General features: G+C 56.3%; 12 protein-coding genes. 3 read left to right on the forward strand and 9 right to left on the reverse strand.

Going from position 1 to position 15,164, the window contains the following annotated elements:
- Positions 1 to 120: 120 nt before the first annotated feature.
- The 9 genes from KOE80_RS03740 to KOE80_RS03780 all read right to left on the reverse strand — a co-directional run bounded on the left by KOE80_RS03740 (position 121) and on the right by KOE80_RS03780 (position 11,771).
- Positions 121 to 654, reverse strand: a complete 534-nt coding sequence (locus KOE80_RS03740; protein WP_226348389.1) for a hypothetical protein — start codon at positions 652 to 654, stop codon at positions 121 to 123.
- Entirely contained in the window at positions 620 to 1,711 is a 1,092-nt protein-coding gene (locus tag KOE80_RS03745) for a hypothetical protein (protein WP_226348390.1), read from the reverse strand. The genes KOE80_RS03740 and KOE80_RS03745 overlap by 35 nt, the downstream gene beginning before the upstream one ends.
- Positions 1,712 to 2,082: 371 nt before the next feature.
- Positions 2,083 to 2,676 carry a hypothetical protein gene (locus tag KOE80_RS03750; RefSeq protein WP_226348391.1) on the reverse strand — a complete coding sequence of 198 codons (594 nt, stop codon included), beginning with the start codon at positions 2,674 to 2,676 and terminating at the stop codon, positions 2,083 to 2,085.
- Complete coding sequence (locus KOE80_RS03755) at positions 2,673 to 3,662, reverse strand: TcpQ domain-containing protein (protein ID WP_226348392.1); 990 nt, start codon at positions 3,660 to 3,662, stop codon at positions 2,673 to 2,675. Before KOE80_RS03755 ends, KOE80_RS03750 begins: the two co-directional genes overlap by 4 nt.
- Before the next feature lie 103 nt (positions 3,663 to 3,765).
- Complete coding sequence (locus tag KOE80_RS03760) at positions 3,766 to 5,079, reverse strand: extracellular solute-binding protein (RefSeq protein WP_009455926.1); 1,314 nt, start codon at positions 5,077 to 5,079, stop codon at positions 3,766 to 3,768.
- A 7-nt stretch (positions 5,080 to 5,086) separates the two neighbouring features.
- Positions 5,087 to 6,340 carry a D-amino acid dehydrogenase gene (locus tag KOE80_RS03765; protein WP_226348393.1) on the reverse strand — a complete coding sequence of 418 codons (1,254 nt, stop codon included), beginning with the start codon at positions 6,338 to 6,340 and terminating at the stop codon, positions 5,087 to 5,089.
- Positions 6,341 to 6,377: 37 nt separating this feature from the next.
- Complete coding sequence (locus KOE80_RS03770; protein WP_009455928.1) at positions 6,378 to 7,412, reverse strand: CDP-6-deoxy-delta-3,4-glucoseen reductase; 1,035 nt, start codon at positions 7,410 to 7,412, stop codon at positions 6,378 to 6,380.
- A 61-nt stretch (positions 7,413 to 7,473) separates the two neighbouring features.
- A complete protein-coding gene (gene parC, locus KOE80_RS03775) occupies positions 7,474 to 9,783 on the reverse strand; it encodes a DNA topoisomerase IV subunit A (RefSeq protein WP_203145679.1) in 2,310 nt (769 codons plus the stop codon).
- A gap of 20 nt (positions 9,784 to 9,803) precedes the next feature.
- Complete coding sequence (locus tag KOE80_RS03780; RefSeq protein WP_374698172.1) at positions 9,804 to 11,771, reverse strand: DNA topoisomerase IV subunit B; 1,968 nt, start codon at positions 11,769 to 11,771, stop codon at positions 9,804 to 9,806.
- 227 nt (positions 11,772 to 11,998) lie between these two features.
- Between KOE80_RS03780 and trxA the strand changes: the two genes are divergently transcribed.
- The 3 genes from trxA (at position 11,999) to gdhA (ending at position 15,133) form a co-directional block, all read left to right on the forward strand.
- Positions 11,999 to 12,325, forward strand: coding sequence for a thioredoxin TrxA (trxA, locus tag KOE80_RS03785; RefSeq protein ID WP_009455930.1), 327 nt, complete (start codon positions 11,999 to 12,001; stop codon positions 12,323 to 12,325).
- A 69-nt stretch (positions 12,326 to 12,394) separates the two neighbouring features.
- Positions 12,395 to 13,651 carry a transcription termination factor Rho gene (gene rho, locus KOE80_RS03790; protein WP_009455931.1) on the forward strand — a complete coding sequence of 419 codons (1,257 nt, stop codon included), beginning with the start codon at positions 12,395 to 12,397 and terminating at the stop codon, positions 13,649 to 13,651.
- Positions 13,652 to 13,792: 141 nt separating this feature from the next.
- A complete protein-coding gene (gene gdhA, locus KOE80_RS03795; protein ID WP_009455932.1) occupies positions 13,793 to 15,133 on the forward strand; it encodes an NADP-specific glutamate dehydrogenase in 1,341 nt (446 codons plus the stop codon).
- Positions 15,134 to 15,164 lie beyond the last annotated feature (31 nt).

Below are 15,164 nucleotides of genomic sequence, written 5' to 3' on the forward strand. Positions count from 1 at the left end.
TATGAAGCCGCCTGTCTGGTCTGCTGCTGCACGAACCCACGGCCTTGCTGATTCAAGAACAGTCAGGCGTGAAACCTGCAAAGCAGTAAGCCTGGGCTTCTGCGGATCGCAGAAGTCCTGTCACACTTGGCCCTGCCCGGAAGGCAAACATAGTTTGATGGATTGCAATTCCAGTTGCGGTTGCGGTTGCGGTTGCGGTTGCGGTTGCGGTTGCGGTTGCGGTTGCGGTTGCGGTTGCGGTTGCGGTTGCGGTTGCGCAGCTTGAGCCTGGGTTTGCCCTATTTCAAGCTCAATACAGCGACTACTCAAAGACAAGAGGCGCATGGACCTATCGCGCTCACGCCCTATCGGCCAAAGCTGTCCTTGCTGAAACAAGAGCAGACGCTGCTCATGCTGCACTTCGGCTAGCAACTGGGTGTCTTTTCCATAGATCGCTTTCAGCTTCAATGCAGGGGTGGGCTTACTGGATTTGATCTTGGCCACATCAGGCTGACTTGCCCCCTCTTGCTCCTGTGGTGTCCTCAAGCAGGACGACATGTTCTGCCGCGCCTGTTCGGCTTCCAGCAACAGCATCTCCCTTACTATCGTCGCCATGGTTTCCATCGCCCAAGCCGGTGCACTAAACATCAGCGTCAGACCAAACAGAATACTCAAAAGGGGTCTGCATGTAATCGGCCAGATCTTGATCAGCCAGATCCCGCTGCGCAGATTCATAAACATAGCCTTCCAGCTCCACGATAAAAGCGCTGCCCAGCAGCGAGGGGTAGGACCGCGAGTTCAATGACAAGCTCATACGCTCCCAGTGCAGTTCAGGAAGCTGGGCCGCCAGTAAATACACCGAACGCAGGGGTGATTGACTGAGCCAGGAGCGGCGCCACACGCCTGCCCTTGTTTGCTCATTTTCGGCGGAGGATTCAACCCACTGAGCGGGGCTCAATGACAAGCGCATAAAAGCAGGCTGCACGGCCGCCAGCTTGGCATGCAAACCTGGAGATGCCGCAGTTGGCATTCGCGTCTGATCTTTCGTTTCCAAGGACTGGGGAATCAATACCTGATACCCGCGCCGGATACTCAAAGTCCCCTGCCCCAAGCCGGTGAACTCCAGCACATTCGGCTCACGAATCTGGCTATTCATGGCTGCACTCAAACTTTGCACATCCTCAAACCCGTAATGTGCCCTGCACTCCCACAAGCCGGCCTGACGGCGACAATCCACCTGCTGCAATTGCCAGTCTGCCCCCTGAGCAGGAAGCTCCTCAATCAAGCCCAACACAGATTGAATACTCGTCAAACCATGCTCTTCCTGTGATGGACTTTGCTCCCAATCAGACGCCATGGCAGCCAAGCGAGCCCGAAGATCAAGGGAGAACACGCTTCCAAGCGTAGCCAACACCAGCAAAGAAAGAACCGCCAGACGAAGCGGGATCTTTTCACACCCACCAACACGCCTGACAGGCTGGCGCAGCATACGGCCCTGCGGTCTTCTGCCCTGTTCCAGACAGACCCATAAATCAGCAGGTTGCCGCAGTTCACGTATAGAGGGATAACGCGCCTGCATGGCCCGCCGCAAGGTCTGCACTTGCCCGATCTGAGCCAGGAGGCAATCGCTACCTTCCATCACCTGACCATGTTCAAGCACCAGAAACCACAAACGGCCAGGAGCCACCGCCCATAAAAGAAAAACTGCGTCCTGTGGGTGGTGGGCAGCCATACAGGCAGCCGCGGAATAGGCCTGAACTCGCGTTAGTCTGGCTCTTGAAGGCCCATTCTGGGCCAAGCGCAAGACAGATTGGGTCCTCCGGCTGTTCAGCCAACAACTTGGAACCCAAGCCATTGCCTGCCCTGCTGTTTGTCCTGCCGTTTGCCCTGCTACATCCTCATCAGTCTTTTCCTGTACTTGTTGTAGTTCTTCTATTTGCCTTTCCGTTCGCTTACGCGCCTGTTCTCTCAGCCCCCCTTTCACTCCCATCAAGCAAGTCCAATACGATCTCTTCATCCGACGATTTTCAGTCCGCCGCATACCGTCCCCGGCATCCACCCACTGCAACCCAAACCAGTACTCCCGCTCAGGCAAGACAGAACTCATTTCACACCTCGACCAATTAAGTCCCCTGTCCCTGACCCGTCTACTTGTCGCAATCCAGACTGCTGCCCCAAAGCCAGAGAACTCTCATCGCGATACAGCTCAATACGGCCTGCCTGATAACGCCACTTCAGGCCATATACCGCTGCAACCTTATCCAACAAGGCTGACAAACGCAGTTGTTCAAAAATCAGACCTCCCTGCCGAGCCGATTCCGACCCCTCCTGCCCAGCGGTTCGTGGCGGGAAGTGCGTTAAAGGCAAACGAGCCTGCGGGCTAATGAAAACGCTCAAATCAGACAATAAAGACAAACGACGCGCCAGCTCATCCAGATCGGGCAAAGGCGCTTCCAAAGAAAAACTGAAGGTTTGTCTGGAGCGCAATGCCGCTGGCAAGGCAGCCGGTTTTCGTAAAGGCACCGCCGCCCCCAGCAACCAGGGCTTGTCGACAGACTGAGCATGGGCCACGGAGGATGGACTGTTGCCATCCAACACCACGGCATCATCCAGCCATGCCTGATCAACATGCTGCCCTGCTGTTTGCAAGCTGCAAGCCGCTATCAGCGGCAAAAGCAAGAGACAGAGATAATTCATGACTGTCCCTCGGGCGAAGCACTGGGATCACAGGCTTGCGGCCAAGCCAGAATCCTGAGCACCTGATTTGAGTAAAAACAGGCCTGCAAAGGATGAGCATTCAGTTGGGCAGCCGCCAACAACTGAGCCACAGCAGTCTCAAAGTCCCCCTCAAAGCGAGCCGCCGCCTTGATAGGGAAATCGACCTCCAAAGTCCAATGCTCAGGTGCAAAAACCCATTGCGCTTGCTTAGCCCATCGGACCAATGCCTGCCTCAAGGTTCTATCCTTGATTCGCAGTTCAAAAACAGGCTCTGCAATGGACTGTGCATCCACACCAGGAGCTGAGACTGGCAGCAACTCTGAACGGGCTTGAAAGGCTTGTGTCTGCAACACATTCCCAGGGGCAGACTCGCCCTCCTTCACTTGAGCCGCCATCCAATCTGGCACAGGCTTTCCAGAAAACAAACTGCTTTGCTCGGAAGAGCGGATATCGGAACGACTTAATGGGAAATGGCTTGGTAGAGAATCATCACGCTGAGAAAAACTAGCTTGGGTCAGCTGGTGATCCTTCTGTTGGCTGCGATCCTGTGACAAGGCATCCGATGCCTCTACGCCAAGTGTTGCAGCACCCTCAGCATGGGCACTCTTGCGCCCGAAACTAGCCTGCGCCTGTGCTCGTCCGGCCCGAAATATCAACTCCGTCCACAGGCCTTCAATCACTTGAAACTGCCCCAAGGGCTTCAAAGACAGCAGCGTTTCCTGTCCATTCCTGCGCCCCAACACCGCTGGCAGCATCTGCTCCGGTGCAAAATGCAGCCAGATACGCCTGCCATTATCAAACACCTGCATAGGGCCGACTTGAGGGTCGCCAGACAAGCGCCAATCGAAGTTAAAGACGCGTGTTCCCGGATCAGCCAACAGGCCATCAGGCTCCTGACTGGTCTGACAGGCAGACAACCCCAGGCCACACATCAGCAAGACGCAGAAACGGACAAGAAAACGCATTGCGAGCACCCAAAGAAAAAACCCCATGTCCCGTCAAGGGCATGGGGTTTATCTTCAAGGATGCTCGCTCAAGCCGCTAGATCGGCTTGTACGCACAGATAAATCAGCGTCCTTTCTGAGCCACCAGTCGGTTGGCTTCCGTGGCGGCGGTACGCAAGGCCGTCATGGCAGGTTGCTGACCGTCCAGCGCGCTTTCCAGGCTCTGGTTGAACACGGCGCGAATCTGACGGTAGTTCCGGAAGTTGCCCTTGGCTGTACCCGATGTACCGCTGCTGTAGGCGCCCACCAGGTGCATCCAGTCGCCCTTGTCCTTGTAGTAGTCACTACCCGTCGCGTTAAAGGCTTCACGGCTTACAGGCAAAAAGCCTGTTTTCTGATACCAGCGAGCGGCATTCTCTGGCTGGGCCAACCAGCTGATGAAGCGGGCCGAGGCCTGGTTCTGTTCAGCGTTATGGCCTTTCACCGCCCACAGCGCCGAGCCGGTCACAAAAGGCTTGCCGGGGGTTTGGGTGACTTCAGGGTAGTAAGGCAGACCAGTCACAGCGTACTTCAGGCCGCGCGTGTCGCTGTACTCACCGATATGGCCGGAGTTGGAGAACATGACTGCACATTCACCCTTGGCAAAACGCTGGGGCGACTCGGGCAAGGTGCCGGGTTTGACCATCAGCTCGGATTTCACCCAGCTGATCATCATGGACAAGTGACGGATATACATCACGTCAAAATCAAAGCCCACTTTGCCTTTAACCTTGGGGCCGGGTGCCAGACCGTAAATCTGGTTATTAACCGCTGCCAGGTTTTCCAGGTTGATGGAGACAGACTGGTCGGAGGTCAAAGGACAACGGCGCGAGCCTTTATTGGCCAGATCAACCAGTTGAGCTTGCAAGTCCAGCCAGACGCGGCTGGGCACGGGAGGCTCGATCTTGGCTTTATCAAACGCTTCCAGGTTGTAGTACATGACCGGAATTTCGGCCATGTAGGGGAAGCCTTGCAATTGGCCACGGCCATTGCGCACAAAGGAATTCGAAGCCAGGAACCAGGACACATTGTCCATTTTTTCCCGAGCCAGCAAGGTGTGCATGGGCATGATGTAGGAGCGGTCGGCGACCTCGTCCAGGCCGGACATCTCGCCTAACTGCACCAGATTGGGCAAATCCTTGCCCGCTTGCATGACCTGCTCCAAAGAGGCTTCTGTGTCATGCGCCTTGACCGACACCTTGACGTCGCTCTGGCTACGATTGAAATCCCGAACCAAGCGTTCGAACTCGTCCTGATTGTGCGAGTTCAAAGCGGTCCAGACCTGAATATCAACGGCTGCCAGGGCGGTCGACCCGAACAGCAAAGCGGCTGAGCCACCCGCTGCCATCGCCAAAGCCATAACACCACGTTTCAACAGTAATCCGCGTAGATTTTTCATACATCCTTCAAGATAAAAAAGGAAATTCAGGTTCGGGTTTGTGCCCCATGACCAGGTCCGCCAAGGCTCGGCCAGAGCCTATGCCCATGGTCCACCCCAAGGTGCCATGCCCGGTATTCAGGTACAGGTTGGGAATGGAGGATCGGCCTATCAGTGGGACATTTGATGCTGTGGCAGGACGCAGTCCTGACCAGAAATGAACATTATCAAAATCCAATGCGCTTGGGAACAGATCAGCCACATGCGTTAACAAAGCCTGACAGCGGGCGGGGTTCAAGCTACGCGTATAGCCCGACAATTCGGCCGTTCCAGCAACCCGCAGGCTATCGCCCAGGCGGGAAAAAACCAGTTTGTGATCTTTATCTGTCAGGCTGACAGTAGGCGCGCCCTCGGGGACCAGCACCGGGAAGGTGGCCGAATAGCCTTTGGCCGGATAAACGGGGCAGGAAATTCCCAGCGGCTGCAGGACGGTAGGGCTGAAACTACCCATGGCCACCACGAAGGCGTCTGCCTGTATGGAGTCGTACGCACCATCCGCGCCTATAACCTCGACCCCCACCACTCGGCCCTTGGCCGTCAGCAAACGGGTGATTTGGGTAGAAAAGCGAAATTCCACTCCGGCTCGCCTGGCCATGGCCGCCAAACCGCAGGTGAATTGATTGGCATCGCCCGACTCATCATCTTTGGTGTAGTCGCCACCCACGATCTGGCCGCGCGCTGATGCCAGGGCAGGCTCCAGCTGCACCAGTTCGTCCACGCTCATGATGCGGCGGTCCACTCCCATATCTCGCATGACGTCGGCCATTTGCTGGGAGTCGTCCAGGCTTTGGGCATCCCGGTAAAACGTAATGATGCCTTTTTCCTGATGGCGATAATCAAAATCCAGGCTGGGACGCAATTGCTTGAGCGTGCTGCGGCTGTATTCCGCCATGGCCACCAGCGCGCGCACATTGGGCGTAACCCGCCCCGGCAGGCACTCTCGCAAGAAAGACAGGCACCAGCGCCACTGGCGCAGGTCCAGACGCGGACGGAACAACAAGGGAGCATCATCCTGCAACAACCATTTCAGCAGTTTGAGCGGCATTTTCGGGTTGGCCCAGGGCTCGGCATACGAGACCGAGATTTGCCCGCCATTGGCACGCGAGGTTTCCTGCGCGGGACCGGTTCCCCGATCCACGACCACCACCTCACAACCTTGCTGGCTGAGCCACCAGGCAGTTGATACCCCAATAATGCCGCTGCCCAGAACTGCTACTTTCATGTGTACTGTCCGCTTGTTGAGCTATTGATCAAGACGCTTACTTGACGTCTGCCAGCGACGTAAAGGCATCTGCAAAATAATTGTCCGGATTCAGTTGAGCCTGCTCCACAAAATCCTTGCGGGCCGCTTCAACCATGCCCGGCGCGCCACAGGCGTACACCTGCCAGGCCGACAGATCAGGCAAATCAGCCAATACGGCCTGATGCACAAAGCCGGTACGACCTGTCCAGCCATCTTCAGGCTGAGCGTCGGAAATCACCGGAATGAAACGCAAGTTAGGCAGTTCGCTGGCCCATTTCTCGGCCAGTTCGGACTGGTACAGATCCTTGGGTCGACGCCCGCCCCAGTACAGGGCGACTTCGCGCTGGCTGCCGGTTTGAATCAGGCGCTCGATCAAGGCCTTGATCGGAGCAAAACCTGTACCGCTGGCCAGGAAAACCATAGGAGCCGCGCTATCTTCGCGCAGGAAGAAAGAACCCAAAGGTGCTTCTACGCGCAGAATCTCGCGCTCTTTCATGGCGGTAGCACCGGCACCAAAGACGTGGTCGGTAAACACGCCACCGGGCATGTGACGGATATGCAATTCCACCTGATTGTCTTCCCGTGGCGGTGTCGCCATGGAATAACTACGACGGCTGCCGTCTTTCAGGATGAATTCCAGGTACTGACCCGGGTAGTAACGGAATGGCTCGGAAGATGGCATTTGCAAACGCACCACCATCACATCATCACGTACTTTTTCCAGACCCACCACGCGCGACGGCATTTTACGAATCTGGATATCGGTCGCCATGCGAATTTCGTGCGATTCGATCAACATGTCGCTGCTGGGCTTGGCCTGACAGAACAGGGTGTAACCTGCAGCGCGGTCCTCTTCGCTCAGCAATTGCTCGGGCGCACGGCCTGCATCGTATTCGCCTTCAATGACCTTGCCACGGCAAGACGAACAGGTGCCATTGCGGCAACTGTAGGGCAAGACAATACCGGCATTGAGCGCGCCATCCAGCACAGACTGTCCGGGCTGTACGTCAAAACTGTGCCCGCTGGGCTGAACCGTGACTTTGAAACTCATATCCAACACTCAAAAAAGAAATCTATCAGGCGGAGGGCCAGCCTCCGGCGGCTATACAAATTCAGGACTCTTCAGGCCGATGCAGCACAGGGTCGTTCAATTTAAGCGACAGGGCCTTGCCCTTGCCTGCCCGCTTGCCCAGATAATTGGCCAGCATGTCCAGATCCATCACGATGGTGGACGGACGCTTACGGTTCACTCCGCTGACGGCCAGACCCGCCTCACCAAAGGCAACCCATTGACTGAGCGTATCGCCCTCGTTCAGTTTGATCAGCACCGTGCCACGCCCCCCTTTGGACAGCACTTTCAGCTCCTTGATGTCCACCACCAGGAAACGTCCCTGCTCGCTGAGCAGGCCCACGTACTGATCATCCGGGCGCAAGGCCAAGGGCTTGAGCAGCTTTTTGCCATCCTCGACGGTGACAAACTGCTTGCCCGCTTTCTGCCGTGTATTCATGTCGCCCTGAGAAGCCACAAAACCGTAACCGTCGCAGGCAGCCAGCAAGTAGTTCTGGTCCAAAGGCGCCCCCAGAATATGCTCAATGGGCGCACTGGGGCTGACTTCAATCATGGAGGTAATGGGCTGACCATCGCCACGCGCTGAAGGCAAACTGGAGACCGGAACAGTATAGACCCGGCCATCGGTGCCGATGGCGACCAGGTCCGTGGTACTGCGACACTCCAGCGCATCGCGCAAGCCATCGCCGGTCTTGAAGCTGAATTGCGAGGCGTCATGGCCATGGCCCTGGCGTGAACGCAGCCAGCCTTTGCGCGACACAATCACGGTAACCGGCTCGTCAACCACCTTGGTTTCCAGCACAGCGCGCTCGGCCGCTTCAATCAGGGTACGACGGTCATCACCATAGGTTTTAACGTCTGCTTCAATCTCACGAATCATCAGACGCTTCAAGGCTTTGGGATCGTCCAGCAGCTTTTGCAAAGACTCCTGCTCGTCCAGACGCTCTTTCAGCTCTTTCTCGATCTTGAAGCCTTCCAGACGCGCCAACTGACGCAAGCGCATTTCCAGAATATCGTCGGCCTGACGCTCGCTCAGATCAAAGCGCTCCATCAGGGCGGCACGCGGCTCGTCGGATTCACGAATAGTTTGGATGACTTCATCCACATTCAGGTACACCACCATGCGCCCTTGCAGCACATGAATACGGTCGGTGACCTTATCCAGACGGTAACGAGTACGACGCTCCATCGTGTGACGGCGGAATTCCAGCCAGTTCAGCAACACCTGGCGCAAGGAACGCTGACCGGGACGGCCATCCGTATCAATACATACCAGGTTGATGGAGACGTTGCGCTCCAGGCTGGTCTGCGCCAGCAAGGTGGTCACAAACTCGTCCCGATCAATCGCGCGGGATTTGGGTTCAAAGACCAGGCGCACCGCAGCCTGCTTACCCGACTCATCACGCACGGCATCAAGCATGTTCAGCATCAAGGCTTTGGTTTGCTGTTGCTCGGTGCTCAGCGATTTCTTGCCAGCCTTGACCTTGGGATTGGTGCGCTCTTCAATCTCTTCCAGAATCTGCTGGGAGGAGCTGCCGGGCGGCAATTCAGTGACGACCAATTGCCATTGGCCACGTGCCATTTCCTCGAATACCCAACGGGCACGAGCCTTGATGGAGCCACGGCCTTGGGCGTACACCGCCGCAATATCGTCTGCGGCGGAAATAATCTGACCACCACCCGCAAAGTCCGGGCCGGGGACGATCTCGTGTATGTCCTGATCGCTCAAATTCGGATTGCGCAGCAAGCTGACGCAGGCTTGGGCGACTTCACGCAGGTTGTGCGAAGGAATCTCGGTCGCCATCCCGACGGCAATCCCCGATGCGCCGTTAAGCAGCATGATGGGCAGGCGTGCAGGCAAAGTCACCGGCTCTTTCTGGCTGCCATCGTAGTTGGGGATGAAGTCCACTGTGCCTTCGTCCAGCTCGTCCAGCAGCAGACGCGAGAACGGTGTCAAACGTGCTTCCGTGTAACGCATGGCGGCGGCATTGTCGCCGTCGCGCGAGCCAAAGTTGCCCTGCCCGTCTACCAGCGGATAACGCAGCACAAAATCCTGCGCCATACGCACCATGGCATCATAGGCGGCCTGGTCACCGTGCGGGTGATATTTACCCAGCACATCCCCCACCACTCGGGCCGACTTCACGGGCTTGGCCGTCGGGCCCAGACCCATGGCATCCATCGCGTACAAAATGCGGCGCTGCACCGGTTTCTGGCCATCGGTCAGATCGGGCAAGGCACGTCCACGTACCACTGAAACGGCGTAATCCAGATAAGCCTGTTCCGCGTAAGTCGCCAGCGTGATGCTATCGTCCGATCCCGCCGGTTCAAAATCCAATTGATTGCTATCCATAAATAACTCTTAAGTCGGGCTCAGACGTCCAGATCGGCCAAATTGCCTTTTTCTTCCAACCAGGCTCGGCGGGCCGAGGCCTCACCCTTGCCCATCAGCATGGTGAACATGGCTTGTGTATCGCTCAGGCCATCCTCGCCCCAATGCACAGGCAGCAAGCGGCGGGTGTCCGGATTCATGGTGGTATCCCACAACTGCTCCGCACTCATTTCACCCAGACCTTTAAAGCGGCTGATGCTCCAGGACTCGTTACGTATACCTTCGTTGCGCAGCTTTTCCAGTGTCGCGTCCAGCTCGCCCTGATCCAGACAGTAGATCTTGCGGGCTGGGCGTTTGCCGGCGGCAGGCACGTCTACGCGGAACAAGGGGGGACGCGCCACATACACGTGGCCCGCCTCGATCAGTTTGGGGAAGTGACGGAAGAACAGCGTCAACAACAGCACCTGAATGTGCGAGCCGTCCACGTCCGCATCAGACAGGATACAGATACGGCCATAACGCAAACCGGACAGATCCGGCTCGGACTGGGCGTCGTGCGGGTCCACGCCGATCGCCACGGAAATATCGTGAATTTCCTGGTTAGCGAACAAGCGGTCCTTATCGACCTCCCAAGCGTTCAGAACCTTGCCGCGCAGGGGCAAGATAGCCTGAAATTCCTTGTCACGGCCCATCTTGGCCGAACCGCCAGCCGAGTCACCCTCGACCAGAAACAGTTCCGAACTTTCCAGATCGTGCGACTCGCAATCCGTCAGCTTGCCGGGCAACACGGCCACGCCCGAGCTCTTGCGTTTCTCCACCTTCTGCGCCGAACGGGTACGGGCCTGAGCCTGACGCACCGCCACTTCAGCCAATTTGCGACCCTGATCCACATTGGCATGCAGATGCAGTTCCAGCGCATTGCGCACATAGCCACTGACCAGACGCACGGCGTCACGGCTATTGAGCTTTTCCTTGATCTGCCCTTGAAACTGCGGGTCCAGCACTTTGGCCGAGAGCACAAAGCTGGCACGGGCAAAGACGTCCTCGGCCTGCAGCTTGACGCCTTTGGGAATCAGGCTATGCAGTTCGGCAAAACTGCGCACGGCTTGATACAAGCCATCGCGCAAGCCCGATTCGTGTGTTCCCCCCGCTGGGGTTGGGATCAGATTGACATAGGACTCACGCACAATATTGGAGTCCAGCGCCCAGGCCACCACCCAATGCGCACCTTCGCCGGCGGAGAAATTATCGTCATCTTGCGGGGCGTACTGGCGGCCTTCAAACAGGGGAACCAGCAGCTCCACCCCTTCCATTTCCTCCTGCAGGTAGCCGCGCAAACCGTCCTCGTAGCGCCACTGCTGGCGCTGACCGGTTTTTTGCTGCACCAGTTCCACCGTCACGCCTTCCAGCAGGACGGCCTTGCTATGCAGGATATGAGTCAGTTGGGCCAGGGGAATCTGGGCGGAGTCAAAATATTTAGCATCGGGCCAGACCCGCACACGGGTACCCGTCTTGCGCTTGGCCACCGTGCCCGTTTGGGTCAGGGGCTGCTCCAGCTCGCCGTCGGCAAACACAATCTCGTTGGCCTGGCCATCGCGCCAGACCAGCACTTCCAGACGGCGCGACAAGGCGTTGGTCACCGACACACCCACCCCGTGCAAACCACCAGAAAAGGCGTAGGCACCGCCATTGAGCTTGTCGAACTTGCCCCCGGCGTGCAGTCGCGTGAACACCAGTTCAACCACCGGCGCATTTTCTTCAGGGTGCAAGCCAACAGGAATACCGCGCCCGTCATCCTCAACCTGTATGCCGCCGTCCTCCAGCAAGGTGACAGTCAGTGTGCGGGCAAAACCAGCCAGGGCTTCGTCGGCCGCGTTATCGATGACCTCCTGCACAATATGCAGGGGATTATCCGTGCGGGTATACATGGCCGGGCGCTGACGGACCGGTTCCAGCCCTTTGAGCACCCGTATAGAAGATTCGTCGTAACGTGTAGTAGACAACTTGATTCCCGGTAGATCGTACAGAAAAACGCTATTTTACGAGTGGTTAGGCGCCAGTGGGGAAACGCTTTATTGGCGCGCGTTGCGCAGCGAATGCACATTATCAACCAGACGCAATGGTATCCTGTCAAAAATTGGCAACAAGACCGTCGCAATTGGCCGTAGAATACATTGTGCTCAGGTCACGCCACACGTATAGTTTTTCGTTATTCTCACTTTTTTTGTATCTAGCCATGAGCGACTCCATTAAACACATCACGGACGCCTCCTTTGAGTCTGACGTCCTTAACGCCGACCTCCCCGTTCTGGTCGATTACTGGGCTGCCTGGTGCGGTCCTTGTAAAATGATTGCCCCTTTGCTTGATGAGGCAGCCGAACTGTACCAAGGTCGTGTTATCATCGCTAAGCTCAACGTCGATGAAAATCCCGACACCCCAGCTCAATATGGTGTTCGCGGTATTCCAACGCTCATGCTGTTTAAAGACGGCAAAGTGGCCGAAACTAAAGTCGGTGCACTTTCCAAGTCCCAACTTAGCGCGTTTCTCGACAGCTCCCTGTAATCTCTGATTAACCGCACGCAGGCCCTTCGCTGGCCTGCGGTCTGCTGCTGAAAGCCCTTCCCCACTCCCATGCACCTGAACGAATTAAAAGCTCTGCACGTCTCGCAGCTGCTAGAAATGGCTGCCACTCTGGAAATCGACAACGCGAACCGCTTGCGCAAGCAAGAGCTGATGTTCGCCATCATGAAAAAGCACGCCAAAAAGGGCGAGCAGATTTTCGGCGACGGGGTGCTTGAAGTCCTGCCTGATGGTTTTGGCTTTCTGCGTTCGCCAGAAACCTCTTACCTGGCCAGCACAGACGATATCTACATCTCCCCTTCGCAGATACGTCGTTTCAATCTGCACACGGGTGACTCCATTGAAGGTGAAGTGCGCACCCCTAAAGACGGCGAGCGCTACTTTGCCCTGGTAAAAGTTGACAAGGTTAACGGCATGCAGCCCGAGGCCATCAAACATCGCATCATGTTTGAGAACCTGACGCCGCTGCACCCGGACCAGCCCATGCGCCTGGAGCGCGACATCAAAAGCGAAGAGAACATCACAGGCCGTATCCTGGATATCTTCTCGCCTATCGGTAAAGGCCAGCGCGCCCTGATCGTGGCCAGCCCCAAATCCGGTAAAACCGTGATGATGCAGCACATGGCTCACGCCATCACGACCAATTACCCCGAGGCCATCATGATCGTCCTGCTGGTGGACGAGCGCCCCGAGGAAGTAACCGAGATGCAGCGCACGGTGCGCGGCGAAGTAGTGGCCTCCACCTTTGACGAACCCGCCACACGTCACGTGCAAGTGGCCGAGATGGTCATTGAAAAGGCCAAACGCCTGGTTGAATTGAAAAAAGACGTGGTGATCCTGCTGGATTCCATTACCCGTCTGGCTCGCGCCTACAACACTGTGGTCCCTGCTTCGGGCAAGGTTTTGACCGGTGGTGTGGACGCCAACGCCCTGCAGCGCCCCAAACGCTTTTTTGGCGCTGCCCGTAATCTGGAAGAAGGTGGCTCCTTGACCATCATCGGTACTGCCCTGATCGAAACCGGCAGCCGCATGGACGAAGTCATCTATGAAGAATTTAAAGGTACCGGCAACTCCGAAATCCATCTGGAGCGCCGTCTGGCCGAGAAACGTATTTACCCAGCCATCAACCTGAACAAATCAGGCACACGTCGTGAAGAGTTGCTGATCAAGCCCGACCTTCTACAAAAGGTCTGGGTTCTGCGCAAGTTCATCCATGGGATGGATGAAATTGAAGCCATGGAGTTTATCCTGGACAAAATCCGGGCCACAAAGACCAACTCCGAATTCTTCGACATGATGAAGAAGTAAATCGAACATCCTGCGCAAGCCTCTCTATACGAGAGGCTTGCTTGCGATGGGCGTATGATCGGGTGCATTCCCGTGCATCCATTCTTTCAATCTGCTGAGTTCGACTCGAGTTCTCAGTATTGCAAACAGAGTTCGCTTGCAATGAAATCTATCTCTCTAGAACAGTTCCTAGCCAGAGTGCAGTCCCGCGACCCCAACCAGCCTGAATTCATGCAGGCCGTTCGGGAAGTCATGACCAGCTTGTGGCCCTTCATCGAGAAAAACCCCCAGTACGCCGATCATGGTCTGCTCGAGCGTCTGGTCGAACCCGAACGTGCTATCCAGTTTCGTATTTCCTGGGTAGATGATCGCGGCCAGGTTCAGGTCAATCGCGGCTTCCGTATTCAGCACAGCAATGCCATCGGTCCTTTCAAGGGCGGCATGCGCTTTCACCCTTCGGTGAACCTGTCCATTTTGAAGTTTCTGGCGTTTGAACAGACCTTCAAGAATGCCTTGACCACTCTGCCCATGGGCGGCGGCAAAGGCGGCTCGGACTTTGATCCCAAAGGCAAGTCGGATGGCGAAGTGATGCGCTTTTGCCAGGCCCTGATCGTTGAGCTGTACCGTCACCTGGGCCCCGATACCGACGTTCCTGCTGGTGATATCGGCGTGGGTGCGCGTGAAGTGGGCTTTATGGCCGGCATGATGAAAAAACTCTCCAACAGCGCAGCCAGTGTGTTCACCGGCAAGGATTTGTGCTTTGGCGGCAGTTTGATTCGTCCTGAGGCCACCGGTTATGGCACCGTATATTTCGTACAGGAAATGTTGGCACGTAAAGGGCTATCCTTGGACGGCATGACAGTGTCCGTTTCCGGCTCGGGCAATGTGGCTCAGTACGCCATTGAAAAATGCCTGGATCTGGGTGCCAAAGTCGTTACCGTTTCCGACTCGCAAGGTTGCGTGGTGGACATGGATGGCTTTACGCGTGAAAAACTGGCTTCCCTGATGCACGTTAAAAATGTACAGCGTGGCAGTCTGGTCGATTACGCCCAGCAACATCACCTGCTGTACGAACAAGGCAAACGTCCTTGGCATATCCCTGTGGATGTCGCCCTGCCTTGCGCCACCCAGAACGAACTGGACGGCAAGGATGCAGAAATCCTGATCAAGAACGGTGTACGTTGCGTTGCCGAAGGTGCCAATATGCCCAGCACGCTGGATGCAGTCGATGCCTTTATCCACGCCAAGATCCTGTATGCCCCAGGCAAAGCCAGCAATGCGGGCGGTGTTGCCGTATCCGGTCTGGAAATGAGCCAAAACGCCCAGCGCTTGAGCTGGACACGCGAACAAGTTGACGCAAAGCTGCACTCCATCATGCGTGACATCCACGAAAATTGTGTGAACTATGGTCAAGAAAGCAACTTCATCAACTACGTTAACGGCGCCAATATTGCCGGCTTTGTCAAAGTCGCCAATGCCATGCGTCATCAAGGCGTTTATTAAGTTTTGCGCCTTGCTCAGTAGTCAAAAAAAC

The sequence above is a fragment of the Alcaligenes sp. 13f genome, from assembly GCF_020496585.1.
GTDB classification, from domain to species: Bacteria; Pseudomonadota; Gammaproteobacteria; order Burkholderiales; family Burkholderiaceae_B; genus Alcaligenes; species Alcaligenes phenolicus.

Excerpts from the sequence above, each read along its gene's own strand:
- KOE80_RS03745 (WP_226348390.1), bottom strand. The coding sequence starts at position 1,711 with ATGGCTGCCCACCACCCACAGGACGCAGTTTTTCTTTTATGGGCGGTG.
- KOE80_RS03750 (WP_226348391.1), bottom strand. The coding sequence starts at position 2,676 with ATGAATTATCTCTGTCTCTTGCTTTTGCCGCTGATAGCGGCTTGCAGC.
- KOE80_RS03755 (WP_226348392.1), bottom strand. The coding sequence starts at position 3,662 with ATGCGTTTTCTTGTCCGTTTCTGCGTCTTGCTGATGTGTGGCCTGGGG.
- KOE80_RS03760 (WP_009455926.1), bottom strand. The coding sequence starts at position 5,079 with ATGAAAAATCTACGCGGATTACTGTTGAAACGTGGTGTTATGGCTTTG.
- KOE80_RS03765 (WP_226348393.1), bottom strand. The coding sequence starts at position 6,340 with ATGAAAGTAGCAGTTCTGGGCAGCGGCATTATTGGGGTATCAACTGCC.
- KOE80_RS03770 (WP_009455928.1), bottom strand. The coding sequence starts at position 7,412 with ATGAGTTTCAAAGTCACGGTTCAGCCCAGCGGGCACAGTTTTGACGTA.
- parC (WP_203145679.1), bottom strand. The coding sequence starts at position 9,783 with ATGGATAGCAATCAATTGGATTTTGAACCGGCGGGATCGGACGATAGC.
- trxA (WP_009455930.1), top strand. The coding sequence starts at position 11,999 with ATGAGCGACTCCATTAAACACATCACGGACGCCTCCTTTGAGTCTGAC.
- rho (WP_009455931.1), top strand. The coding sequence starts at position 12,395 with ATGCACCTGAACGAATTAAAAGCTCTGCACGTCTCGCAGCTGCTAGAA.
- gdhA (WP_009455932.1), top strand. The coding sequence starts at position 13,793 with ATGAAATCTATCTCTCTAGAACAGTTCCTAGCCAGAGTGCAGTCCCGC.